The organism is uncultured Thiodictyon sp., assembly GCF_903946935.1.
Classification (GTDB): domain Bacteria; phylum Pseudomonadota; class Gammaproteobacteria; order Chromatiales; family Chromatiaceae; genus Thiodictyon.
Genome location: NZ_CAJAXH010000106.1, coordinates 1 through 24,118, shown reverse-complemented (window position 1 = coordinate 24,118; position 24,118 = coordinate 1). Strand labels below are relative to the sequence as shown.

19 protein-coding genes and 4 tRNA genes are annotated in these 24,118 nt (G+C 63.8%); 10 read left to right on the top strand and 13 right to left on the bottom strand.

The annotated features are described in order from the left end of the window. Positions 1-38: 38 nt before the first annotated feature. Complete coding sequence (gene creD / locus QZX93_RS09515; RefSeq protein WP_295393048.1) at positions 39-1,190, top strand: cell envelope integrity protein CreD; 1,152 nt, start codon at positions 39-41, stop codon at positions 1,188-1,190. A gap of 432 nt (positions 1,191-1,622) precedes the next feature. Next, positions 1,623-2,480: a prolipoprotein diacylglyceryl transferase gene (gene lgt / locus QZX93_RS09510; RefSeq protein WP_295393049.1), complete on the top strand. Its 858-nt coding sequence runs from the start codon at positions 1,623-1,625 to the stop codon at positions 2,478-2,480. 175 nt (positions 2,481-2,655) lie between these two features. Here the strand turns inward: lgt and QZX93_RS09505 are convergent, their stop codons facing one another. Both QZX93_RS09505 and ffh read right to left on the bottom strand, forming a co-directional pair. Then, positions 2,656-2,991: a hypothetical protein gene (locus QZX93_RS09505; protein WP_295393050.1), complete on the bottom strand. Its 336-nt coding sequence runs from the start codon at positions 2,989-2,991 to the stop codon at positions 2,656-2,658. Positions 2,992-3,001: 10 nt separating this feature from the next. Further along, positions 3,002-4,402, bottom strand: coding sequence for a signal recognition particle protein (ffh, locus tag QZX93_RS09500; RefSeq protein ID WP_295393051.1), 1,401 nt, complete (start codon positions 4,400-4,402; stop codon positions 3,002-3,004). Between the two features lie 167 nt (positions 4,403-4,569). On the opposite strand from ffh, the gene ccsA reads away from it, so the two are divergent. The 3 genes from ccsA (at position 4,570) to QZX93_RS09485 (ending at position 6,566) form a co-directional block, all read left to right on the top strand. Then, entirely contained in the window at positions 4,570-5,388 is an 819-nt protein-coding gene (gene ccsA / locus QZX93_RS09495; RefSeq protein ID WP_295393052.1) for a cytochrome c biogenesis protein CcsA, read from the top strand. Between the two features lie 109 nt (positions 5,389-5,497). Continuing rightward, a tRNA-Ala gene (locus QZX93_RS09490) sits at positions 5,498-5,573 on the top strand. Positions 5,574-5,747: 174 nt separating this feature from the next. Continuing rightward, on the top strand, positions 5,748-6,566 hold the full coding sequence (locus tag QZX93_RS09485; protein ID WP_295393053.1) for a hypothetical protein: 819 nt from the start codon (positions 5,748-5,750) through the stop codon (positions 6,564-6,566). 399 nt (positions 6,567-6,965) lie between these two features. On the opposite strand, the gene QZX93_RS09480 is transcribed toward QZX93_RS09485, so the two are convergent. From QZX93_RS09480 to QZX93_RS09445, 8 genes are all read right to left on the bottom strand, one after another. After that, on the bottom strand, positions 6,966-8,099 hold the full coding sequence (locus QZX93_RS09480) for a nucleotidyltransferase family protein (protein WP_295393054.1): 1,134 nt from the start codon (positions 8,097-8,099) through the stop codon (positions 6,966-6,968). 76 nt (positions 8,100-8,175) lie between these two features. Next, positions 8,176-8,664, bottom strand: a complete 489-nt coding sequence (locus QZX93_RS09475) for a S24/S26 family peptidase (protein ID WP_295393055.1) — start codon at positions 8,662-8,664, stop codon at positions 8,176-8,178. Next, on the bottom strand, positions 8,661-9,710 hold the full coding sequence (locus tag QZX93_RS09470; protein ID WP_295393056.1) for a radical SAM protein: 1,050 nt from the start codon (positions 9,708-9,710) through the stop codon (positions 8,661-8,663). Before QZX93_RS09470 ends, QZX93_RS09475 begins: the two co-directional genes overlap by 4 nt. Positions 9,711-9,940: 230 nt before the next feature. Then, complete coding sequence (locus QZX93_RS09465; RefSeq protein WP_295393057.1) at positions 9,941-10,216, bottom strand: PqqD family protein; 276 nt, start codon at positions 10,214-10,216, stop codon at positions 9,941-9,943. Then, positions 10,216-11,058: a hypothetical protein gene (locus QZX93_RS09460; RefSeq protein ID WP_295394541.1), complete on the bottom strand. Its 843-nt coding sequence runs from the start codon at positions 11,056-11,058 to the stop codon at positions 10,216-10,218. Before QZX93_RS09460 ends, QZX93_RS09465 begins: the two co-directional genes overlap by 1 nt. Before the next feature lie 161 nt (positions 11,059-11,219). Continuing rightward, the gene (locus QZX93_RS09455) at positions 11,220-11,399 is read right to left on the bottom strand and encodes a hypothetical protein (protein ID WP_295393059.1); all 180 of its coding nucleotides are present in this window, start codon (positions 11,397-11,399) and stop codon (positions 11,220-11,222) included. A gap of 174 nt (positions 11,400-11,573) precedes the next feature. Beyond that, complete coding sequence (locus QZX93_RS09450; protein WP_295394538.1) at positions 11,574-14,372, bottom strand: C25 family cysteine peptidase; 2,799 nt, start codon at positions 14,370-14,372, stop codon at positions 11,574-11,576. A gap of 1,964 nt (positions 14,373-16,336) precedes the next feature. Continuing rightward, complete coding sequence (locus QZX93_RS09445; RefSeq protein ID WP_295393293.1) at positions 16,337-16,693, bottom strand: hypothetical protein; 357 nt, start codon at positions 16,691-16,693, stop codon at positions 16,337-16,339. A gap of 226 nt (positions 16,694-16,919) precedes the next feature. Here QZX93_RS09445 and QZX93_RS09440 point away from each other — a divergent pair, with 226 nt between their 5' ends. Next, positions 16,920-17,900, top strand: coding sequence for a cytosolic protein (locus QZX93_RS09440; protein WP_295393294.1), 981 nt, complete (start codon positions 16,920-16,922; stop codon positions 17,898-17,900). 185 nt (positions 17,901-18,085) lie between these two features. Here QZX93_RS09440 and QZX93_RS09435 read toward each other — a convergent pair whose 3' ends face one another. The 3 genes from QZX93_RS09435 to QZX93_RS09425 form a co-directional block, all read right to left on the bottom strand. Beyond that, positions 18,086-18,358, bottom strand: coding sequence for a hypothetical protein (locus QZX93_RS09435; protein ID WP_295393295.1), 273 nt, complete (start codon positions 18,356-18,358; stop codon positions 18,086-18,088). A 396-nt stretch (positions 18,359-18,754) separates the two neighbouring features. Continuing rightward, positions 18,755-20,227 (bottom strand): outer membrane protein transport protein, encoded by a 1,473-nt coding sequence (locus QZX93_RS09430; protein WP_295392574.1) that lies wholly within the window; start codon positions 20,225-20,227, stop codon positions 18,755-18,757. A gap of 626 nt (positions 20,228-20,853) precedes the next feature. Further along, positions 20,854-22,191: a UDP-glucose/GDP-mannose dehydrogenase family protein gene (locus tag QZX93_RS09425; protein ID WP_295392573.1), complete on the bottom strand. Its 1,338-nt coding sequence runs from the start codon at positions 22,189-22,191 to the stop codon at positions 20,854-20,856. Positions 22,192-22,425: 234 nt separating this feature from the next. Here QZX93_RS09425 and QZX93_RS09420 point away from each other — a divergent pair. From QZX93_RS09420 to tuf, 4 genes are all read left to right on the top strand, one after another. Next, positions 22,426-22,510, top strand: a tRNA-Tyr gene (locus QZX93_RS09420). A gap of 106 nt (positions 22,511-22,616) precedes the next feature. Beyond that, positions 22,617-22,690, top strand: a tRNA-Gly gene (locus tag QZX93_RS09415). Positions 22,691-22,754: 64 nt separating this feature from the next. Beyond that, positions 22,755-22,830, top strand: a tRNA-Thr gene (locus tag QZX93_RS09410). Positions 22,831-22,949: 119 nt separating this feature from the next. Next, positions 22,950-24,118 (top strand): elongation factor Tu (tuf, locus tag QZX93_RS09405; protein WP_295394536.1); only part of this gene is annotated, 1,169 nt, incomplete at its 3' end.

The window sequence follows — 24,118 nt, the reverse complement described above, 5'->3', positions numbered from 1 at the left end:
AGGAGATCGCCAACGCCCCGACGGGGACTGCCAGTCGGGTGCAACGCGAAGACCAACGTCGCAGCGAGGGGCGCTGGGTGGTGCTGCCGAGCCGGGCCGACTGGGACACCAACGCCGCCACCGATTTCAAACGCCGAGGGCTGTTCAAGGCACTCGTCTATGACTTGAAGGCCTCCATCGCTGGACGCTTCGAGGTCCCGACCAGACCGGCACTGCCGGGTGTCGGTAAGGGGGTCAAGCTGACCTGGGGGACGCCCTTCGTCAGCGTCTTCGTCAGTGACACCCGCGGGCTCTCGAGCACCCCGCAACTGACCTTGGACGGCACCCCATTGGGCTTTCGCAACGGCAGCGGGTTGGCCGGGCTCGACGGGATCCATGCCGATGCCGCCGGCCTGGCGCCCGGGACGGCGCGCGCCCTGCCCTTCTCAATCGGCCTCTCGGTCCGCGGGACCGAGGCCGTGGACTTCGTCCCGCTCGCGGAGACCGCCTGGGTCACGCTCGACTCAACCTGGCCACACCCGAGCTTTGCCGGCGCCTTCCTGCCCATGCCGCGCGACCGGCACATGCCGCGCGACCGGCAGGATAGGCCCGCCGGGTTCAGCGCGCGCTGGGAGGTCAGTGCCCTGGCGACCAAGGCCCCCGCGGCCTTCACCGCCGCCGCGCGCGAGGGCCGGGCCTGGAAGGGGGACTGCCGGGACGCCTTTGGCGTGCGTTTCATCGAGCCCATCAACGTCTACTCCATGGCGGACCGGGCACTGAAATATGGCTTCCTGTTCGTCGCCTTGAGCTTTGCCGCCTTTTTCCTGTTCGAGTTGCTGAAGTCACTGCGCATCCACCCCGCCCAGTACCTGCTGGTCGGCTTGGCCCTGGCCCTGTTCTTCCTGTTGCTCCTGAGCCTCTCCGAGCAGGTCCCATTCGCGCTGGCTTATGCGCTCGCAGCCGGGGCCAGTATTGCGCTCCAGGGGTTCTATCTCAGCCATGTGCTGGGGAGCGCACGACGGGGGCTGGGCTTCGCCGGACTGCTCGCGGCGCTGTTCGGCGCACTCTACGGGCTGTTGATCAACGAGGATACGGCGCTGCTCATGGGCTCACTGCTGCTGTTCGGACTGCTTGCCCTGGTGATGACGATCACCCGCCGGCTCGACTGGTACAGCGTCGGGCCCGTCGACCCGGGCCGGCCTCGGTCATAATCCTGGCCGCCGCGCTAGCCGCGAGGTTGGTCCGCGCAGCGGACCCTACGGGCGCGACGCAAGCCGTAGGGTCCGCTGTGCGGACCGATCGCCTGGCCGGAACGGATGATCAAGGCCCCCGGGCCGCGCCGCAGTACCCACGAACAGGACACCTGACGCCCGATCCTGGAAAGAGCAGTTGTCACGCCAAGGCGCCAAGCTCGCCAAGGTTTTCGGTGCGTTATCAGCGTGGGGCCAGTCACCAGGCGGGCGATCTGGATAGTCGGTCTACTCCATTGTATTTCTTGGCGAGCTTGGCGCCTTGGCGTGAGCCATTCCCGGTTTTGGTTTGATTGATGCCAGTTCAGACGGTCGCCCTGAAGGGCGACCTACCTCCATCTTGGCGTGAGCCGTCGACCAAGATCGCCTCCGCCCGTGATACCATCCGCGCCCATGCTGACCTACCCCGACATCGACCCCATCGCCGTTGCCATCGGACCGCTGCGCGTCCATTGGTACGGGCTCATGTATCTGGCGGGCTTCGCCCTGTCCTGGACCCTGGCGCGCGCCCGGGCGGCGCGCCCCGGCTCGGGCTGGACCGCCGAGATGGTCGACGACGTGATCTTCTACTGCATCATCGGCGTCGTCGTGGGCGGCCGGCTCGGCTACATGATCTTCTACGGGTTCGACCAGATACTAGCCAACCCGCTGAATTTGTTTAAGGTCTGGGAGGGCGGAATGGCCTTCCACGGGGGCCTGATCGGGGTCGTCGTGGCCATGATGCTGTTCGCCCGCCGCCAGGGCCTGCACTTCTTCCAGGTGGCCGATTTCATTAGCCCGCTGGTCCCCACCGGGCTCTTCTTCGGGCGCATCGGCAACTTTATCAATGGGGAACTTTGGGGGCACCGCACTGAGCTTCCCTGGGGCGTACAACTCCCCTGCGCCCGGTTCCCGGCCGCTTGCGCGGACCAGCCGATCGGCACCCTCCTGAGCCCGGCGGTCCATCCGTCGCAACTCTATGAGGCGGGCCTTGAGGGCCTCACACTCTTCCTGATCCTGTGGATTTTCTCCAGCCGCCCGCGCCCGATGATGGCGGTGTCCGGGCTCTTCCTGCTGCTCTACGGGTGTTTCCGCTTCGCCATCGAGTTCGTCCGCACCCCGGATGTCCAGTTGGGCTATCTCGCCTTCGATTGGCTCACCATGGGGCAGGTCCTGTCCACCCCGATGATCCTGTTCGGCACCCTATTCCTAGTACTCGCCTACCGCCGCGGGAACATCAGTCCGCAAATGAACGCCAATCAACGCAAATAAGAAAGACCAGCGTTTGACACGATGGATAGCCTCTTGTCGCGAGCCAATTCGGCGTTAGCGACATGGGTGATGCGACGCGCCGGAACGAACCCGGCGCACGCTAAACCGCTACATCTTATTTGCGTTCATTCGCGTTCATTTGCGGACCTATCCTCTTCAAGCCTATCTGGATTTCCTACCAGGGCCGGTAGACCATCCCCGGAATCGCCTTGGAGTCGAACACGGCGGGCATTTGGGCGACGAATGCGCGCAGCTCCTCCAGGTTCATATAGGTACCATAGGAGGCCTTGGCCGCCTCCATCGGCAGCTCGACCCAATAGCGATCGGGCTCGCGCTCGCACAGGATCTGGAGGATGGTCTCCGCCGGGTCGATGATGCCGAGAAAGTCGTCCTCCGACTGGAGGCGCGGCAACAACTGATCGCAGATGCTGCGTGCGCTCATTTCCACCGCGCTGGCGGAGGAGACCGACTCGCCGAAGCGGTCGAATAAATAGTAGACACGATAGTGCATGGTCGCCGGCCTACAGGTTGAACCCGCCCGGGGGCATGCCGCCGCCCGGGAAACCGCCGGGGAATCCGCCCGGCATGCGTCCGCCCATGGCGCGCATCATCTTCGCCATACCGCCGCCCTTCATCTTTTTCATCATTTTCTGCATCTGGGTGAACTGCTTGAGCAGTTGGTTGACGTCCTGTACCTGGGTCCCGGAGCCCATCGCGATGCGCCGTCGCCGCGACCCCTTGATGATCGCCGGAAACTGGCGCTCCTGGGGTGTCATTGAATCGATGATCGCGGCCAGCTTGCCCATCGCCTTGTCATTGACCTGATTTTTCATGCGCTCCGGGACCTGATTCATCCCCGGGAGCTTGTCCATCAGGCTCGCCATGCCACCCATCTTGGCCATCTGCACCAACTGCTCGCGGAAGTCCGCCAGGTCGAAGTCCTTCCCCTTCTTAAGCTTCTTGACCAGCCGCTCGGCCTGCTCGCGGTCGACCTTGGACTGGACCTCCTCCACCAACGAGAGCACATCGCCCATCCCGAGGATGCGCGAGGCGACCCGATCCGGGTGGAAGGGCTCCAGGGCCGTCGTTTTCTCACCGGTACCCAGGAACTTGATCGGCTTGCCGGTGATCTGGCGGATCGACAGCGCCGCACCGCCGCGGGCGTCGCCGTCGGTCTTGGTGAGGATGATGCCGGTGAGCGGCAGGGCCTCGTCGAAGGCGCGGGCGGTGTTGGCCGCGTCCTGGCCAGTCATGGCATCGACCACGAACAGTGTCTCGACCGGCCGGATGGCGGCATGGATGGCCTTGATCTCATCCATCATGGCCGAGTCGACATGCAGCCGACCGGCGGTATCCACGATCAGCACGTCTTTGAACTGCTTGCGCGCGGTGTCCAGCGCATGACGGGCGATGTCGACCGGGTCCTGGTCGCCGCTGCTCGGGATAAAACCCGCGCCCACCTCGGCGGCCACGGTGCGCAGTTGCTCGATGGCCGCCGGCCGGTAAACGTCGCAACTCACCACCGCCACGGTCTTTTTCTGCTTCTCCTGGAGCCAGCGGGCAAGCTTCGCCACACTGGTGGTCTTACCCGAGCCCTGGAGGCCGGCCATCAGCACCACCGCCGGCGGCTGGGCGGTGAGGTCCAGACGCTCGTTGGCCTCGCCCATCAGGGCGATCAGCTCGTCGTTGACGATCTTGATCAGGACCTGACCCGGCGTGAGGCTCTTCATCACCTCCTCGCCCAGGGCCTTCTCGCGCACCTGCTCGACAAAGGCCCGCACCACCGGCAGCGCAACGTCCGCCTCCAGCAGCGCCATGCGCACCTCGCGCATGGTGTCCTTGATGTTGTCCTCGGTCAGGCGCCCCTGCCCTCGCAGGTCTTTCAGTACACGCCCGAAGCGCTCCTGGAGATTCTCGAACATACTTGCCCCCTAATGATCGCCCCGGTCGGCGCCGCTGTGGTCTAATGGTCGCGCCCGCCGCCCGGCGATGCCGACACGCCCGGCACAACCGGACGCACTGAGGTCAGACAGTATACCGCCCGCCGCGGCGTTTTCCCGATCGGCGGTTTATGAGATTATGCGCCGCTATGAAACACACCCTACTCGCCGTCACCGCCATCCTCTTCTACCTGTCCGCCACCGGCGCGATCGGTCTGCGCCTGTTCCGCTCGACCGACATCTGGGTGCCTAAGCGCGACCTGGCGCTCGGGCTGGGTTTCGCCGGGCTCATCCTGCACACCTGGTTGCTGTGGGACAGTATTTTCAGCCACACCGGATTGAATCTACTGTTTTTCAATGCCTTGGCACTGACCACCTGGACCGTGATCGCGCTCCTCATGGTTTCCAGCCTGACCAAGCCGGTGGAGAACCTGGGTCTGATCCTGCTCCCCTTGGCGGCCTTGACCATCGGGTTGGAGGCGCGCTTCGGCGAGGTCGCCTTCATGAGCCCGGCGGCCGGCTGGGACCTGAAGGTCCATGTGCTCTTGTCGATGCTCGCCTACAGCCTGCTCACCCTGGGCGCGGTGCAGGCGGTCCTGCTCGCCATCCAGGATCATCACCTGCGCAGCCGCCAGCCCGGCGGGTTCGTCAAGGGGCTACCGCCACTCCAGACCATGGAGAGCCTGCTGTTCGAGATGATCGCGGCCGGGTTCGTGCTCCTGACCTTCGCGCTGCTGTCCGGGTTCGCCTTCCTCCAGAACATGTTCGCCCAGCACCTGGTCCACAAGACCGTGCTGTCCGTCCTGGCCTGGCTGGTCTTCGGCGGTCTGCTGCTCGGACGCTTCCGCTATGGCTGGCGCGGTCGTACCGCCATCATCTGGACCCTGAGCGGCTTCGTGATCCTGATCCTCGCCTACTTCGGCAGTAAGGCGGTGCTGGAGCTCATGTTGCACCGCACGGTCGGTTAAATTCGCTCGCGGGGCTTGCCCAGGACCCCGCGAATAGTGCAAAATTCGCATTCCGCTGACGGCCCGTCCGGTCAGCGCCGATTGGCCCCCCGATCCGGGGCGATCATTTGGGGCAGTAGCTCAGCTGGGAGAGCGCCGCGTTCGCAATGCGGAGGTCAGGGGTTCGATCCCCCTCTGCTCCACCAAACAGTCTTAGTCAGACGATCCCAGACGGATCCGGAAGCCCGCCTAACCGCGGGCTTTTTGTTGTCGATTAACGCGCCAGATGTCGCTGAATGCGCGCGGCACGGCCGCTCAGCGCCGACTCCTGCCTCGCCGGTTGACGGCGAGGCCTTGCTCAACATCGATGAGTCAACGCCATGCTGAAAGCCAAAAAGACGGCGGTCGTCCTTGCCTGCCTCGCCCCACTGCTCGCGAGTTGCGTGAGCGGTCCCGGCGAGAAGCCGCGCGACCCACCCCCACGCATCGCCGACGGCAAAGACGGCCGCCACTGGAAGCACCCGGGGTCCTTCGGCAGCGTCCCGGACGAGCTCAAGGAACGGGGCGATGCCGCGTGCCGCGGCACCGACTACGATCACGCCAGCGGCTACCATCCGGATGCACGCGACTACGACGACAATCACATCCCCGGCGGCGGATTTTATTGCGCCGGCCAGGTCGATCAGGAAAAGGAGGACCGGCGCAAACCCGCCGCGATCCCACCGCGCATCATCGACACGGATGCCGGGCGCACCTGGGATCATCCGGCCGCCTTCGGCGCGATCCCGAAAGAACTCAAAGAAACCGGCAAACAGATTTGCCTCGAGGGCGACTTCCTGCGCGCCACCGGCTATCACCCCCGGGCAATCGACTACTACGGGGACCCCATCCCGGGCGGCGGCTTTTTCTGCGTCGGCCATGCGGAGGACCGCAAGCCCGGCCCGATCCCACCCCGCATCATCCTTGGCAAGGACGGTCGCGTCTGGGACAATCCGGCCGCCTTCGGCTCAGTCCCCAAGGACCTTAAGGCCAAAGGCGATGCGGTTTGCCGCAAGGACCGCTTCGAGCGCGCCACCGGCTACCACCCCCGGGCACGCGACCTGAACGGGCGCCCCATCCCGGGCGGCGGCTATTTCTGCGTCGACCCGATGCCGGCGCCCGCCGCCCCCCGAAAAAGACCCGGCCGCCGACAAAGATAGCCTGGCACTGGGTGAGTCGTCGCGTTCCGTGCCCCGCCGCGAAGCGGCACAGGACGCGACCAATAATGAACCTAGAAAGAGCGGTTCTCACGACAGGCCTTGGTCATCGCTTCGGCCAGACCTGTCCTTGCGGCAACCCGTCGCGGCCTGGGGCAGCAGTTCCAAATTTGAAAGCTAATATGCAAGATAAAACAAAATGTTAGGCTTCTTGCTGCGATTCTGCGTCGACATTCGACTCATTGATTTACAAGGCGTATTTTTTCAAATTTGGAATTGCTGGGCCTGGGGCCGCTCCTACGCGGGTAGGAGCGGCCCCCAGGCCGCGACGAATGTTCGCTGGGTGGCCGGAGTTATGATCGACGCCGCCGCGGCCGCAGGCCGCTCCCACAGGATGCCCCCTCAGCGCAGGGCCTTGCCGATCTTGCTGCCGATCCAGCGCAGATAGAGCAAGGGTAAACGCCAGCCCTGGCGCGCCCCATAGGTCTGTGTCAGATAGGCGGCATCTGGAAACAGATGCTCCCGCACCAGGCGCCGGCGGCTGCCCCAATCATCGAGCGCCAACAGATTTGCGATCAATTGACCGCGCAGGGTGGCAAAGCGCGCGGGTGTCAGCCACTCGGCGGCCGCCGCCTGCGTCAACGCCTCCAGGATTCCCGGGGGCAGGGTACTGCGGAAGACCCGCCGCGCGGCCATCAAGCCAGCCAGACAGACCCCGCTGACACCACGCGTCATGGCCAGGCGACTGAACGCCGACCAATCCGCCGCACTAAAGCCCGCCGTGAGCAGATGGATGTCATAGAGCCAAATCAGACGGTTGCTCTGGCCCTCGGGGGCATGCTGGAGACGGTGCATGCAGGCCAGCAACAGCCCATGCACCGGCGCCACGCCCAACGCATGGGGCCCCAGGCGCGGGAGTAGAGCGGCCGCGGCCGCCAGTTCGGCAAAGGGCAGCAGGTCGGCAAACACCGGGAGGTTGTTGGCGGCCCAATGCAGGTCCATGGAATGGGTCACACCAAAGCGGTCCTGCTTAAAACAGCAAACTTCGTGATTGAGCACCGTGCCGCCGAGGGCCGGGATCGGGCGATAGCCATCGCGCGCGAAGACCTCCAGGGCCAGAGACGCGGCGTCGCGATCCGCAAACAGCAAATCCGTATCACAGCGACTGCGCCAATGTGGCTCCGGATAGAGCGAATACGCCAGCGCGGTGCCCTTCATGAGCAGCGCGCTCAGACCGGCCCCCGCCAACAGACCCAGGACCCGTTCACATTCGATCTGCCGGGAGAACTCGGCGGCGGCCTCGCCCCTGACGCGCCGCCGTAGGGCCGGACGCAACGCCGCCGGGAGACTCGCGGGATCGGCGTAGCGGTCAAGCCGGGGCAGGAGCATCCCGCTCACGCCCTGCGCCTGGGCCGCCAGGAGCACGGACTCGCAATCGCGCGGTCCCCAACCGAACGGCCAGTCAATGCACTCGCCGCGCAGCACGGCCGCCAGCCAGTCGGCTTGCTCCATCACCCCGCCCCTTCCATCATCCATCTCACGTACCCCGCGGCCTTGGTCATCGTTGGAGGCTTGAGCGTGAAAGTCGCGCCGGGCCCCGGTGGGAGCGGCTTCAGCCGCGACCCCACCCAACCGACTGCCATGGCCTCGTCGCGGCTGAAGCCGCTCCCACCCGCCCCCATCGCGGCCAAGGCCGCTCCCGGCCGAGACGCGCCGCCATGAAGCGCCCAAATCGCCATAAGGCCCAGCACCGATGCCGCAACGGCACCCGGACCAACTGGCCCGAGCAATCGCCGCCCCGCACCGGCCCCAGGATCTGGCACGCAGTCACGGCAGCGTCCGGATGCGCTGCCGCATCGCCTTGGGTGAGATAGTGGAGGCGACCGGCGCGCCAGTAGACACCGATCACGCGATGGATCAGCAACCCAGGCGTACCCCCGCGGACCACCACATCGCCGGGCCAATAGACCCTTTTCGGCCCTGCCAGCACCACCAGCGCACCATCGCGTACCAAGGGGGCCATGCAGGTACCGCGGACCCTCAGGGGCAGCGCATGGTCGCCTGCCAGATCGCGCAGGACCTCCAATCGGGAATGCATCATCGAAGAGGCGACGACTTGCGCCAATCATTGAGCGGGATGTCGGTTCGTTGGCCCCGCTCGCCTAAATAGGTGAGCTCGACCCCCGGGCAGAAGATGGGTGCGCCGAATTGGGTGGGCCGCTGGCCCGCGAAGCGCTTGGCCGTCGCCACCGACAACCGGCGCGCGTCGCCGAAGGCCGTGGCCTGCTCCCAGATCGCCCGGATCGGTTGCCGATGCAGATTGCCCGCCGACCAGCGCACCTGTACGCAGGGATAGACATTGCCAAAGGGGTCCACCAGCACCTCCTGGGTGCCGATGCCACAGTGCGGCCGATCCTCATCCGTGGCGGGAGGCTTGGTCGCCCCCTCCAGCGGGTTCGCCGCGGGTACAGCGGCCGATGCCCGGCGGCCCTCAGCGATCGCCCGGACCCGCTCCCAGTCCACGGCCGATGGCTGGATCGTCAGCGGCTCGCGGTCGCCATTCTGACGCGGGCTGACCGGACCTTGCCAACGCAGACGTACCCCGAACCGGTCGGCCAGGGCATACATCGCCTCGATCTCAGGGGCGTTCCAGGCAGTCAGGGTGCTGACGAATGACGGACGCAGACCGAGTTGCTGCATCTGCGTCAGGTTTTCCAGCAACCGCTCGAAGCTCCCCGGCACCCGGGTCTGCCGATCATGGACCGACGCGGTCGCCCCATGCAGGCTCATCTCCACCGCCATGGGATTCACCTCGTCGCGCAGACGCCGCGCCACCTCACCGCGAATGGCATGGCCGTTAGACTTGACCCGGATCGCAAAACCGCGGCGACGCGCCGCACCGGCCAACTCGAAAAACTGCGGGTGGGCCAGCGGCTCGCCGCCGGTGAAGGAGAGGAACAAGACCTGCATGGACTCCAGGTCGTCGAACAGGCGCAAATACTGATCGACCGACAGCGGCGTGCCGGCCGCTTCCGGGTCGTTATAGCAATAGAAGCAATTGAGATTGCAGCGATAGGTCAGCTCCAGCATCACGCTGTGCAGCAGGTGCAGGCGGCGGATACGCTCCTGGATTACTGTATGGTACATAGCGACACTCAGCCATCGATCGGTAGTCTGGCATTGGTCGCGGCCAAGGGGCCGCTACCGCGGAACCATCCTTGGCGAAGGTTCGTCGCGGCCTGGATCATAATCCCGGCCAGCGGCGTGCGTAGTCAGGGCTTCCAGCCCTGACGCTGTCAGGCCAAGATGGCCTGACTACGCACCGGGCGAACCCAAGTGGCCGGAATCTTGATCGAGGCCGCGACTGGCTACGGCACTCAGCAGAGCAGATCGCGCTGGCGCATCTCGTCCAGAAAGGCATCCAGATCGGCGGCGATGCGCTCGGCCGGTGCTTCATATTCAGCCAGCAGCGCCGTGAGCACGGCCTGCCGCGAGCCATGCGCCCGCACCAGTTGCATCACCCGCAGGCCGAGCCCGTTGACCACCAGGATCTCTGACTTGCGCTGATCCACGGCGACCCCCTCATCTCCGGCCGCCCGGAACACCAGATCGGGGTGCAGCGCCAGCGTGTCTGGATTGGTCTCTTCTGACATTACACAATCTCTTCAATAAGGGGGATCAGGGCCTCAAAGCCCTCGTCCCGGCGGAAACTCAGCACCCGCATGGGCAATTGCCCGAGCAGGTCATCGATGACACCGAGCGCCGCCTCCACTCGATAGGGATCGGCGTTCACCGCCAGCGCGCACGCCAACACCCGCGCCACCCGCTCGCCGTCGGCCATGGGCGATACCGCCGGCGCCGCGCCTTGATGCAGCCACAGCAGACCGCCGACCGGATAGCTGGCGTGCGGGTCTTGAGGGCACTGGTCGCGCAGGTCGCCGGTCAGCGGAACCGGACCGGCCGCGAAGCCGCCGCCGGCCGCGGGCAGGACGATATTGATGTCGTCGCTGAGTATCGGGAGCCCGGCCGCCAAGGCTGCCCGGGCAAAGGTACTCTTGCCGGCACTCGAGCGTCCGAGCGCGAGCCAGGCGCGGCCGTCGATCACTACCCCCGCGCTATGCAGTAACAGACCGCCGCGCGCCAGGGCCACGTAGGCGGCGGCCAGACGCAGATAGTTGTCGAAGACATCCGTTTCCGGAAGCTGATTCTGCCCGGCCGTACATAGGTGCGCATGCGCTTGGCTAACCGCCAGGTCCAGACTGGCCGTAAAGTTATATCCGCGCACCACCAAGGCGTCCGCGCTGTACTCTACCCGCGGCTGATATTCGTCATTGCGGTTGGCCAGCAAGGCGAGCGGCACCACCTCGGGTACGCCGCGCCAGCACTGGCATTCAATGTCTCTGCGGGTATCTTCATCCGGGACGACAAAACGCCCGAAGCGCCGGTCGACGACCTCGACCTGCCGGGCATCGAGCCCGGTGAATTGAAAGCGCATCGTCTGAAACGCCACGACGCGACGATCCGCTCCCCACGGGCACTGTAGCCCCGCCAGCTTGGTCGAGGCACTAATGGCCCGATCCCCAGCACTGCCTATCGCCGGCGCCCGGGCACCGCTCGAGGATTCGTCGCCACCGAATTGCGCTGGGATCGACACGGTCAGGAGCCCAAGGGAGTCAGACAAGCCAGCCAACTGGTCTTACCCGGTCCGCTCTGCTCGTTACTGTCCGCACACCCCGTCGCAAAGGCCTCCAGAGGCTCCATACTCAAAAATTGCGGCGACTCGTAGCGCTTCTTGGGGGTATTGGCGGTAACCGCATTGCCGGGAATTTCGTTCATCTGTTTACCTACAAAAGGTTAATTAGACCGGAGTCAATGCGTCTGCCGGCCTAATGTTGGGAAGCCAGCTAATTCTCATTCCCCCGAAACCAGCCACGGGGGAGGAGAAACATCGATAATCGGCCGCGCCAGTTGCAGTCACCTCCTTGTGACACTATCTCTGGCCAACCGGACCTAGGGCAAGCGCACCGCAGGATCGCCGGTCACCTGATAGATCTGACCGATGAACGGCGTGATCTGACCGCGACTGGCATTCAACGCGTCGCGTGTCGCCTCTCCCAGTGTGGCACCGGCCACCAGTGAGTCGGCAAAGCGCAGGCCAAGCACGCTGGCGTCTCCGTCCACCGACTGGCCACTGGGCGCCAGTGCGGCAATGGCTCCGCCACCGGGACGCAACACCAAGGTCTCGGCCAGGGAGCGATACTGCGGCGAGAAGTTACCGCCGACCAGACAGGTCATCGCCGTGAATATCGGCTGGACACTGTTACTGAGTCCCGCCACATCGGTGTTCAGCAGGAAATTCTCGCCGCTGCCGCCGAGCTGGGTCAACGAGCTATGCCCCTCATAGCTCAACAGTGGTGTCATCCAGGTGCTGCTCTGCGTCAACGCGGCACGTACATTGGCGCACGCCGGGTGGAGCTCGCCCGCCAGGCAACGGTAGAACCGCCGTACCGTATAGCCGCCACCCTGCAGCTCAGTAGTCAACAGGTCGGCATTCAGATGAAAATCGCCACCCTTGTCCGGATTGTCGGCCACCACGACCGCCGTATTGGCCGCGCTACCAAGGGACACCGCCTCGGCAGCCTGGAGTTTAGCAACATAGGCCAGGCCCTCGGTCTCGTCGATCACCGGAATTCGCCCAAGGGCAAAACGGATAGCCCCGACCGACTCCGCATAGCGATAATCCGAGGGGAGCAGCCCCCAGGGTGTGAGCACCATGGGCACCGGGATCAGGCTGTTACCGAAGCCCAGCAGATCGCGCGGGTCAGTCGTACCACGGCCGAGCAATACCACGGTATCGGGTGCCCGCCGCCACTTGGTCGCGACATACTCGAGGAACCCATCGACCGCATCAATCCCTGGACGCCCATTGCCGAACTCCTGCTCGATATCCGGGAGCCAGGCGATATCGACCCGCTTGAACTGACCCGCGCGCAAGGTCTGCAAGGCCGCCGCGGTCTGGCCCAATTCCTTGGGGGCGATGATCAGATAGTCGGACTGCCGCTTCGGATCGCGCAAGGGCGCTGTTGCATCCTCCGCCACGATGGCAGCGGGAGCCTTGATCGTCGATCCATCGATAATCAGAAAGTCGGCCGCGTGTGGTGCCTTAAAGCTCACCTGCCAGCCGTCGGCCCCCTGCACAATGGTGCGATTGGCATACCAGGTGGCGGCAGTCGTACCCGGAGCCTCCACCACCCGGATGTCGGGGCCCGCAAAGCCGCTGACGGTATGCTGGCCAGCGGTCAATCCCTGCACCAGTAGTTGGCCCGAGTCGGCCCGCAAGGTCCGTGGATAGGTCGCGTCGATCGACTGATACCATTGGATGCTGTTCAGGTTTGCCGACTTGAGGACCAATGGCGTACCGGACGCCACCAAGGCGAGTTGTGCCGAACTCAACTGGACGCTCAGGGTCGCCGGCGCCGAGCCGTCCCACTCCGCCGAACCCAACACGGCACCACCCAGCGAGGCGGTCACCTTGTGGTCATTACCAGGAAGTACGTCAGTCATCCCGTGCAAGTGGATGTCCAGGCTGGCGGTACCAGCGGCGGGCGCAAGCCCGGGCAGGACGAGCGGGAGCTGGAGCGACGCCTTGCTCGCCAGGTTCGGGTAGAGGTAGTCCTGGAACCAATAATTGGCATTGACGTCACCCCGGATGAGATCGGGCCTGGCATACACATCCTTCCCAAGATGAACCCGGGCCGTCGCGACCTCCCCGGGCACCCCAGCCCGCGGGGCAGCGGCCTTGTTCACACCCATGGTCCGCGCCTCCAGATGATCGGAAAACAGCCGGAAGGCGTCCTGGTCCGAATAGAGGTCACGAAAATCCAGCGCGCTGAAGAGCAACGCATCCGCCGCCGCGTCATAACACCAGGGCGCCGGAGCGCCATCGTGGCTCAATGCGAACGCATTTCCCGTCTTGAGCATCTGCTGCACCTGCCGCACCGGATTGCCGGTCAGGCCGGCGATCTCGGTGGCGGTGAGTTGGTACAGGCCGGTCCCAGCGGTATAGAGCCAATTGGCCGGGGTCGACTGGGCCGAGGTGTGCGCTGGCCGCCCGTGGCGCGGCGCCCCATGGCGCGACGCCCCATGCGGCGCATTCGCCTCCCGGATATGGCCCATATAACCCTGGCCGAGCCCATGCCACTCGGTGGGCGCCGTCCCGCTCGCCTGGTTGGGCCGGCCGCTAACCCGCTTGGCCGCGAGTGCGGCCCGGATGCTGGCAGCGCTTGCCGAGCCGCCCGCCGCCGCCATCGTCAGGGTGTAGGGGCCATAGGTGTTGCGGTTGCCCCCGGCCTCCTGCTCGACGATCCGATACTCCAGGGTTTGACCCGGCACCGCAGCCGGATCGAGCAGTGCATAGTCGCCGCCCGCGCTGGCAACGATCAACCCGGGGAGTAGTGGATCATTGAAACGCTGCCAGTCGCCATCTCGCTGACGGCGCTCGACATCAAAGCCGATGGTGCCATTCTCAGCAAGCGTCTCCCAGCGCAGCAGGGCCACCACGCCATCGTGATTCGGGTCGAGCAACCGCAGCAACGCGGCCTGCAGGGTAGCGGCATCGGCATCCCTCAGCATCGCAGCCAGTTCGGGATCCAGGCCATTAAGCAGTGCCCACAGGGCCGCCGCATCCGTCGGATCGGCCGCGCCAAGCAAGGAGCTGAGGGCCGCATCGGATGTCAGCGAATCGATTTCGACCTTGCCTATGACTGCGCTGGTGGTGTTGGTATTGTAAGTGAACGCATAGTCTTCCACCTCGCCGTCGGGGGCAAATCCATAAGGGGTATCGCATTCATGATTCGCATTAGTACAGACGCGGAAGCGGGCATAGGTTTTAGTGCTGGCGCCAACCACGAACCCCTGGAAACCCGACAACGCAATGGTCTGTACCGTCCCATTGGCCGAGTCAACGGTGGCGCAGACGTTCTTTGTTCCCCCTAAACCAACATCGTAAAAAACTGTCTCGTTAGTGGTATCGATCCAACCGCAGAGCATTGCCGTGCCTGATGCAATACTGACCTTGACATTCGCAGTCATCGTGTAAGAGGCGCCGGAGCCTGTTGCAGTCAGTGACACAAGACCATCTTCGTCGTTTATGTTATCGAGATTATCTCCCGTTGCATCCCCACCAGGTAGCCCGTCGCTTTCAACATCCGGTTGCACAGCGCCAAGATACAGGTTCGCAGAGGGAATATGGAAGGGACCACTGCCCCCTAGCGTTGTTCCATAAGTGTCGGGTGCATCGCTATGATCTTGATAGCAGGAGGTAATGGCGGTGGTAATATTGAAGGGCGCTGCAGACCCAACCGTTGTAATCTTCAGGGTGACTGCGCCGACGTCGTTAAAGTTCGCGCCGACAAAGGAAGCAAACGGAAAAATCATCGTCCCGGATGCGCCTGTACCGGCGCTCTTTGAGTAACTAACTGCAGTCCCTCCTGAGCCAGTATAAACAGTCATTAAGACGGTTGCGTCATAAGCTCCAATCTTTTGCCACCCAAAAGCAAATCGCTGGGCAGATCCGGTGCATCCTCCGGCAAAGTCAATGCCTGTGCTGCCGCCTTTGCGTAATCCGAATGGATCGACGCCTGCAACGTCGGAATTTCCGTCCCATGTGATCAGCGAATATCCGCCAACTGCAGTAAGTCCGGCTCCATCTTCACTATGCGTAAGAAAACCTTGACTGGCTGAACTGGTAACATTACTACTAGTATTGCTACCACTATCTTTGACAACATAGATGTTTCGATATCCGCCCGCCATATCAGTCGTGGTGCCATCGCCAACGGATAGCGAGGCGCTCGTTGGGTTCGCACCATGCGCACTCAGAGTATGCGAGGTCGTCCAACCATCCAGTAGCTGAGTAGCCGCTTCAGCGCTAGGCATGACGCCAATATAGAATATACACAGAACGGATAAGGCCAGCGAAAAAGGCAGAAAAGCGATCGAAAAAGGGGGCGAAAAAGGGGGCAGATCCCTTTTCCCCGAAGCCGCGCCCCGCCGCGGCACCAACGAGGCCAGCGCGTGTAACACGCGACGACCGACTGCCAAAATCTGTGTATCCACGATACCCCCCTAAACTCGTCGAAATCTTAAATCTTGTTGACCGTTGTGCGCCTTGTTGCCGCCGAGCCTCCTCAGGACCCTGGACGGCATCGCCCAAGCGGCCCTGAGTCAAGGCGGGCTGATATTTATACATGAAGTCTGTCACAAAACAAGCCCCCCGAGCGTGCTACAGAATACTTTTCGCGGCCTTGAGCATCGCCATCGTTGCGGCCCGTCCGCAACCAACGGTCGAGGCTCGAAAATCGCGCCGGAGCGCCCTCGTGGGAGCGGCTTCAGCCGCGACGACGCCGGGCGCCGCGGCGTCGCAACGCGGCTGGAAGCCGCCCCCACTGGGGACTTCGATCTTCCGGGGCACATGTTCTTGCTTCCTCGCCTCGCCTGCAACCTTTAGCGATGCCCGGTTGACTCCAGCCGTTGCCGCAGTGCGCCAATGTCAGCCACGCTTAACCCGGTCGCCGCGGCAATGGTGGTGTCGTCGAAGCCGCTGGATCGAATCGAGTTGAGCGCGGTTTGGCGGAGCGCCTCTGCCTTCTTCCGGCCACCCTGCTCGCACGCGTCGCGGCCTGGGGGCCGCTCCTACCCCCGTCGGAGCGGCCCCCAGGCCGCGACGGGTAGCACACTCCGGCGGCGAGTCCGCCGCTTGTCCGTTGCAGGGTTTATTCCGGCCCAAATACTGCGTCCAGGGTCGACGCCGTCACTCCGCGCTGGAACCAAACCGCCAACTGCGCCGAGTCGGCCCCCGCCAGCCGCGCTACGGCCCGCACCGGTAATGACCCAAAGCGTACCATCAGCAATTGCTCCAGCAATTCACGCTGAGCCTCTTGACGGCCTTCTTCCCTGCCCTTTTCCATGCCTTCTTGCATGCCTTCCTCCCGTGCGTCCTTGAGCAAACTGCTCTCGTCGTGCGGCGCCCGCTCGTGCATGAAAGCGAGCCGGCGGGTCTCTGCGTCGGCGCTCAGGTGTCTGAACTTGTCCAGCGCGGCGCGCACAGGTTCGTTTGCGATTTGGGACATTGAAGACGTAGTCGTTCTTGGGGTCGAGAAGGTCGATCATGGTGGCCCGGGGGTAGGCGGCGTCGGATGGCGCATGATACCCTGTCCCGCCTGGACGCTCGCCGTTCGCGGCGCGTGGAAACCAGGGCAACCGGCGAGCGCGACGGTTTGACCAAGTTCATGAACAAATGTTAAGCTTTTTACACAAATAGCTGCATTTTTCAAAGTCAGCCTGCCGCCGACCACCATGCCCGACCGCCTCGCCCCCAAGAACGACGCTCGCTCAACCGCGGTGCAGCGCGACGACTACGATTCGCCGTGGAAAGAGGTGCTTGATCGCTGGCACCGGCAGTTTATCGAGTTTTTCTTTCCGCGGGCCGCTGCCGACATCGAGTGGTCGCGTGGGTATGAATTTCTCGACAAAGAGCTGCAGAAGGTCACGCGCCGGGCGGTCGTGGGGCGTCGGCATGTCGACAAGCTGATCAAAGTATGGCGGCGCAGTGGGGATGAAACCTGGGTGTTGATCCACACTGAGATTCAGGGCAACCGGGAGGGGAGTTTCGCGCGACGCCTTTACAGCTACCATTCGCGGCTGATGGATCGGTATAACCGCCCGGTAGCGACCCTCGTGGTGTTGGCGGACGATTATCCCGAATGGCGTCCCGACCATTACGAGCATGAGTTGTGGGGTTGCCGGGCGCTCTTGGAGTTTCCCTGCGTCAAGTTGTTGGACTATCGCGATCGGCTCACCGAACTGGAAGTCAGCGAGAATCCCTTTGCGCTGGTGGTCTTGGCACAATTGGCGGCGACGGCCACCCGTCGCGACCCCTCCGCCCGGCTCGAACGCAAGATCGGCTTGACCCGCCGGTTATATCGGCGGGGGTTGGAGCGAGAGGACATCTTGAGCCTCTATGCCTTTATCGACTGGGTGTTGGCGTTACCCGATGCCTTGGAAGAAGATTACCACCGTTATATCCAGACCATTGAGGAGGCAGCGCACATGCAATACGTGACCACTGCTGAACGCATCGGTATTCAAAAAGGCCGCCAAGAAGGTCGCCAAGAGGCCCAACGCGAATTGCTGGAGCAATTGCTGATGGGGCGCTTTGGGTCGCTACCGGCGTCGGCGGTGGCGCGGCTGGCGGGGGCCGACTCGGCGCAGTTGGCGATCTGGTTCCAGCGGGGGGTGACGGCGTCGACCCTGGACGCGGTATTTGGGCCGGAATAAGCGGATAACGGGGACAGCGGATAATGAAGGATAATGGGGACGAAGGATAATGGGGACGGATAATGGGGACGACGGATAATGGCGGATAATGGGGAGGCGGATAATGGGGACGGACAACGATTTTTCTTCGTCAGATTTTCCTGGCTCCCCAGCGCCGCTTCCCGGCGCGCCCTGCGACCCGTGACTCAGAGGCCCAGGAGCTCCCGGGCCTGGCGTTCGCTCATCCCCTTCTGAACCAGCCGAGCCACGGCCTCTTCGAGACCTTCGCGCTTGCCTTCGAGTTTGCCTTTTTCCATGCATTCTTCCCTGCCTTCCTCCCGTGCGTCCTTGAGCAAACTACGCTCGTCGTGCAGCGCCCGCTCGCGCACGAAGGCGAGCCGGCGGGTCTCGGCGTCGGCGCTCAGGTGTCTGAGCTTGTCCAGTGCGGCGCGCACGGGTTCGTTTGCGATTTGAGACATGGTCTGGTCCTCTTGCCAGTGTTCAAACGCTCGATGATCCGAGGCGCCTGCCCATTGTCGTTCGTTCCCGAGGTGGATGTGCGGTTGCCGAGGGTCGCACCACTGTAGACAGAGCCTTGGTCATTCTTCCGACCACCCTGCTCGCACCCGTCGCGGCCTGGGGGCCGCTCCTACGGGTGTAGGAGCGGCCCCCAGGCCGCGACGGGTAGCCCCGCAGGGCCGATGGCCGAGTGGTCACCAAGACTGAAGGGCACAATCCAGGCGGGGAGTCCGCCCGTTGCTCGCTGGAGTCGGTCGGCCTTGCGCAATTCGATGCGATTCGTTGGCGATTTGGGACATGGAAATCACCCTCTCATCGGTGGCCGCGCCCCCGATGAGTGGGTCAGGCGCGGTGGGTCAGTCGATCAGCCAGCCGAAGCTCAGGCCGAGTTCGAACTGCGACATGGAGATCGAGGCGGATTGGGTCCCAGTGAAGGCGCCGGGGCCGCTGACGCTCCGCTCGGGGGCATACATGCCCCAGAAGGTCAGCTCGTATTGCTTGCGCAGGCGGTAGGTGGCACCCAGGGTCCAGTGGTCCTGGATCACCGCAGGGGTCAGGGTGTTGAAGGCGATCTCCTGACTCCTGACGATCTGGTTGCCGTGGCTGTAGCCGGCGCGCAGGGTCAGGGTGTCGGTCACGGCATATTGCACACCGAGTTTCAGGATGGTCATGTCGCGCCAGCCGAAACCGGCACCGTTGCTCCCGCCCAGGCAATAGCTCGGGTTGTAGGTGGAACCGGAGGCGGTGGGCCCGAAGGCGGCGTTGACATCGCACCGCTGGGCCAACTGGTTGCGGTTGCCGATGGCGGGCACGTCGCTATACCAGATCTGCTGCACGTCCAGGGCCAGGGTGAGCCGGTTGTTCGGCTTGAAGGCCAGACCGATGACCCCGGAAGCCGGGACATCCAGGTCGCCCCCCTCGGCCAACAGGTCGGAATATTTCTTGAACTTACTCATGTAAGTCTTAGAGCGCAAGGACAGCCCCAGCGTCCACTGGGGGGTGATGTCCCACAGCGCGCCGAGCTGGAGCCCGGCCCCCCAAGCGGAATCTACACCTCGGTTGGTTAGGTTGGCGGGCGATGCGGCGCTCCGGCCGCCGTTGGCGATCATGCTCTGGGTGAAGGCCTGGGTGAATCCCTGGAAGGCGCCAGCGCCGCGTACCTCGATCGTTTGATAGCCGATGAGCAGGCTCGCGCCGAGCGAGAGGTTGTCCATGACCCGGCGGCCATAGCCCAGGGCAATGCCCAACTGCGACAGGTTGACGCCGGTGTTGCCGCCGCCCAGCAGGCTGGTCCCCGCAACCTGAGCACCGCACGGGACGCCCGGATTATGGGGCGGATTGGCGCAGCCGTTGTTGCCGCCGTAGGTACCGAGGTTGAACAGGGTATCGCCGCTACGGTAGTCGGTGTTCATACCGCCGTTGCCGAAGAGCGCCAGGCCGACGGCGCTCTTGGCGTCCAAGGGATGGACGTAGCCGAAACTGGGTATCAGAAAATTGTCGTTTTGGCTCGTGACACTGCCGGTGCCGCTACCGCTGCCGATCGGCGCGTAGGCGCCGGTGGCCGCATTGGGCGCAACGCCCTGGTATTTGCGCGACGGGCTGAACCAGGCGAGGCCCAGGTCCAGGCGGCGCCCGAGCTTGGCGAGGGTGGCCGGGTTGCCGACGATGCTCAGGCTATCCAGGGCCAAGGTTGCCTCGCCCGCGCCGGCCATCGCCTTGGCCGCGGGGGAATAGGCGTGGGACATGTAGCCGTTGGTGGCCTGGGCGCCGGTGACTGCAAGCGCGCAGCCGAGTCCGAGCGAGACGGCTGAGATTCTGGACAAAGACATGGGGTCCCCCCGGTAGTGTGATGCAGCGGCGCCCTCAGGGCGTGCTGTCGATTTTTTTGGGCCGGGGAAATCTATCACAAACTTTGCACAATGAGCGATATCTGGCTTGACGATTATCAGTGACCAGGGCGCCGACCCGTGAATCGCATGATGGTGCCGGCGGGCCACGAGGCGGCGATGCGGCCGTTTCCCAGCCTCAAAGGCCACTGCCATCGTTAAACCTAGAAAGAGCGGTTCTCACGCCAAGGCGCCAAGCTCGCCAAGGGTTTTCAATGCGCTATCGCCGCTTCGCGACTCACCCGTCGGGCGCTTCGGATGCTGCCCACAGGCTCTTGATTTTTCTTGGCGCCTTGGCGCCTTGGCGCGATCGACTTCCTGATTTAGATTAGAAATTTTCCGTTCGCCCTGAGCTGTGAGCGGAGAGCGGAGAGCGGAGAGCGGAGAGCGGTGAGCTGGTCGGGCCTCGATCATAATCCCGGCCAGCGGCGTGCGTAGTCAGGGCTTCCAGCCCTGACGGTGTCAGGCCAAGATGGCCTGACTACGCACCGGGCGAACCCAAGTGGCCGGAATCTTGATCGAGGCCGCTGGTCGAACGGTCGACGGGTGAACGGAAAATCCGGAGGGGGTCAGTCCGGCGTGGCCGGTGCGCGTCCGATGGAGAGGTAGGTCAGTCCGGCGGCCGCGGCCAGGCGAGGGTCGAGGATGTTGCGACCGTCGAAGATCACCGGGTGTTTGAGCGCCGCCTTGATGGCCGCGAAGCTCGGGCTGCGGAACTGGCTCCACTCGGTGAGGATCGCCAGGGCGTCGGCCCCGGCGAGCGCCAGCATGGCGTCCTTGGCCAGGGTGAGATCGGGGCGGTCGCCATAGATCCGCCGGGTCTCCTCCATCGCGACCGGGTCGAAGGCGCGCACCTGGGCCCCGGCGGCCCACAGGGCCTCCATCAGGGTGCGGCTGGAGGCCTCGCGCATGTCGTCCGTGTTCGGCTTGAATGACAGCCCCCAGAGGGCGATGGTGCGACCCTTGAGGTCGCCGCCGAAATGGTCCGATATCTTCTTGAACAGGACCTCCTTCTGGCGGAAATTGACCGCCTCGACCGCTTGCAACAACTCGGCCTGGTAGCCCAGGGCGCGGGCCGTGCGCTCCAGGGCACGGACATCCTTCGGGAAACAGGAGCCGCCGTAGCCGCACCCGGGGTAAATGAACTGGTAGCCGATACGCGGGTCTGAGCCCATCCCGACCCGGACCTGCTCGATGTCCGCGCCGACCGCCTCGGCAATGTTCGACAGTTCGTTCATGAAGCTGATCTTGGTGGCAAGCATCGCGTTGGCGGCGTATTTGGTCAGCTCGGCCGAGCGCACATCCATCACCATGACCCGATCATGACTACGGTTGAACGGGGCATAGAGGGCGCGTAGCAACTCGCCGGTACGGGGGTTGTCGGTGCCGACGATGATCCGATCCGGCCGCATGAAGTCCTCGATGGCGGCACCCTCTTTCAGGAACTCGGGGTTGGACACCACGTCATAGTCCCCCGCCACCCCGCGCTCCGCCAGGGTCTCGGCGATCCGCGCGGCCACCTTGTCCGCGGTGCCGACCGGGACGGTCGACTTGTCGACGACGATCCGGTAGGAGTCCAGGTGCTCGCCGATGGTGCGGGCGACCGCCAATACATACTGGAGGTCCGCGGACCCGTCCTCGTCCGGCGGCGTGCCCACGGCGATGAACTGAAAGAGGCCGTGGCGCACCCCGGCCGCGGCATCGGTGGAAAATCTCAGGCGCCCGGCGGCGCGGTTTTGCTGGATCATATCGTCCAGCCCAGGCTCGAAGATCGGCACCCCGCCGCTATTGAGCAGCTCGATCTTGTGCGGGTCGACGTCGATGCAGAGCACGTTGTTGCCCACCTCGGCGAGGCAGACCCCCGTCACCAGACCGACATAACCGCTGCCGAATATCGTCACATCCATCGGAGACTCCCACGTTTTTTCATTGAGTTAGAATTTTTTTCGGCGGATTTGCCAGACCCCGCAAGCCCCCGCCCCGCGGGCCCAAGCCAGCCAACGCCAAACATGGCGCACCCTAAACGGTCACGCGCGCCCCACCCGGGGACTGAAATATACCAGTTCTCCCGCCAGAGTCCGTGTCGGTCAAACTCGGCTTGACGTACCCCTCAGCGCCCTCTATACTGCGTCGCTCGATTCGGAGGGGTTCCCGAGCGGTCAAAGGGATCAGACTGTAAATCTGACGGCTCAGCCTTCGGAGGTTCGAATCCTCCCCCCTCCACCATTTTACGGAACTAAGCCGGGCGGTATTGCTCGATGCGTACGGCTTAGACGATGGTAGTTTTCGGTAAGCGGTGGCCGGACGATCCGCGCGGCCATCAGGGTGCCACGCGGGTGTAGTTCAATGGTAGAACCTCAGCCTTCCAAGCTGATGGTGTGGGTTCGATCCCCATCACCCGCTCCAATTGAACAGGCGCGACAGAGGCCAGCAATGTTGCCCGCTGCCGCTGCCGGATGTTAGCAGTTTTGCCCATGTAGCTCAGTTGGTAGAGCACACCCTTGGTAAGGGTGAGGTCATCGGTTCGACTCCGATCATGGGCTCCAAATTAACGTAGCCGGTGCGGTTGCCGGTCGGCTTGATGTTGTTGCCCGAGCCTGGTCCTTAACTGTTTAAGGCTTGGCCTTTTGACCCTTGCCCTTCAGAACTAGGCGGAGAGCAGTTCATGTCCAAAGAAAAATTTTCGCGCACCAAGCCGCACTTGAATGTCGGCACGATCGGGCACGTGGACCATGGCAAGACCACGCTCACGGCCGCGATCACCATGCACCAGGCCAAGAAGTTTGGCGGCGTGGCGCGTGCCTATGACCAGATTGACAACGCCCCTGAGGAGCGCGAGCGCGGCATCACGATCGCCACGGCGCACGTCGAATACGAGACCAAGGCCCGCCACTATGCCCACGTGGACTGCCCGGGACACGCCGATTATGTGAAGAACATGATCACCGGCGCGGCGCAAATGGACGGCGCCATTCTGGTGGTGTCGGCGGCCGACGGCCCCATGCCGCAGACCCGTGAGCACATCCTGCTGGCGCGTCAGGTCGGTGTGCCCTATATTGTCGTATTCATGAACAAGGCCGACATGGTCGACGATGCGGAGCTGTTGGAGCTCGTGGAACTGGAGGTGCGTGAGCTCCTGTCCAGCTACGACTTCCCCGGCGACGACACCCCGATCATCATCGGTTCGGCCAAGCTGGCGATGGAAGGCCAGGATTCCGAATACGGTACGCAGTCCATCGACCGCTTGATGGACGCGATCGACACCTACATCCCGCAGCCTGAGCGTGCCATCGACGGCGCCTTCCTGATGCCGATCGAGGACGTGTTCTCGATCTCCGGTCGTGGTACGGTGGTCACCGGCCGGGTTGAGCGCGGGATCGTCAAGGTGGGTGAGGAGGTCGAGATCGTCGGCATCCACAACACCACCAAGACCATCTGCACTGGCGTTGAGATGTTCCGCAAGCTGCTCGATCAGGGGCAGGCCGGTGACAACATCGGTGTGTTGCTGCGCGGCACCAAGCGTGAGGATGTGGAGCGCGGTCAGGTCCTGGCCAAGCCCAAGAGCATCAACCCGCACACCCACTTCGAGGCCGAAGTGTACATTCTGTCCAAGGAAGAGGGCGGGCGTCATACCCCGTTCTTCAATGGGTACCGTCCGCAGTTTTACTTCCGCACCACCGACGTCACGGGTGCCTGCACCCTGCCGGAAGGCATTGAGATGGTGATGCCGGGGGATAACGTGAAGATGGTGATCAAGCTGATCAACCCGATTGCCATGGAAGAGGGCCTGCGTTTCGCCATCCGCGAGGGTGGCCGTACCGTCGGCGCCGGCGT

Excerpts from the sequence above, each read along its gene's own strand:
- lgt (WP_295393049.1), top strand. The coding sequence starts at position 1,623 with ATGCTGACCTACCCCGACATCGACCCCATCGCCGTTGCCATCGGACCG.
- QZX93_RS09505 (WP_295393050.1), bottom strand. The coding sequence starts at position 2,991 with ATGCACTATCGTGTCTACTATTTATTCGACCGCTTCGGCGAGTCGGTC.
- ffh (WP_295393051.1), bottom strand. The coding sequence starts at position 4,402 with ATGTTCGAGAATCTCCAGGAGCGCTTCGGGCGTGTACTGAAAGACCTG.
- ccsA (WP_295393052.1), top strand. The coding sequence starts at position 4,570 with ATGAAACACACCCTACTCGCCGTCACCGCCATCCTCTTCTACCTGTCC.
- QZX93_RS09485 (WP_295393053.1), top strand. The coding sequence starts at position 5,748 with ATGCTGAAAGCCAAAAAGACGGCGGTCGTCCTTGCCTGCCTCGCCCCA.
- QZX93_RS09480 (WP_295393054.1), bottom strand. The coding sequence starts at position 8,099 with ATGGATGATGGAAGGGGCGGGGTGATGGAGCAAGCCGACTGGCTGGCG.
- QZX93_RS09475 (WP_295393055.1), bottom strand. The coding sequence starts at position 8,664 with ATGATGCATTCCCGATTGGAGGTCCTGCGCGATCTGGCAGGCGACCAT.
- QZX93_RS09470 (WP_295393056.1), bottom strand. The coding sequence starts at position 9,710 with ATGTACCATACAGTAATCCAGGAGCGTATCCGCCGCCTGCACCTGCTG.
- QZX93_RS09465 (WP_295393057.1), bottom strand. The coding sequence starts at position 10,216 with ATGTCAGAAGAGACCAATCCAGACACGCTGGCGCTGCACCCCGATCTG.
- QZX93_RS09460 (WP_295394541.1), bottom strand. The coding sequence starts at position 11,058 with ATGCGCTTTCAATTCACCGGGCTCGATGCCCGGCAGGTCGAGGTCGTC.
- QZX93_RS09455 (WP_295393059.1), bottom strand. The coding sequence starts at position 11,399 with ATGAACGAAATTCCCGGCAATGCGGTTACCGCCAATACCCCCAAGAAG.
- QZX93_RS09445 (WP_295393293.1), bottom strand. The coding sequence starts at position 16,693 with ATGTCCCAAATCGCAAACGAACCTGTGCGCGCCGCGCTGGACAAGTTC.
- QZX93_RS09440 (WP_295393294.1), top strand. The coding sequence starts at position 16,920 with ATGCCCGACCGCCTCGCCCCCAAGAACGACGCTCGCTCAACCGCGGTG.
- QZX93_RS09435 (WP_295393295.1), bottom strand. The coding sequence starts at position 18,358 with ATGTCTCAAATCGCAAACGAACCCGTGCGCGCCGCACTGGACAAGCTC.
- QZX93_RS09430 (WP_295392574.1), bottom strand. The coding sequence starts at position 20,227 with ATGTCTTTGTCCAGAATCTCAGCCGTCTCGCTCGGACTCGGCTGCGCG.
- QZX93_RS09425 (WP_295392573.1), bottom strand. The coding sequence starts at position 22,191 with ATGGATGTGACGATATTCGGCAGCGGTTATGTCGGTCTGGTGACGGGG.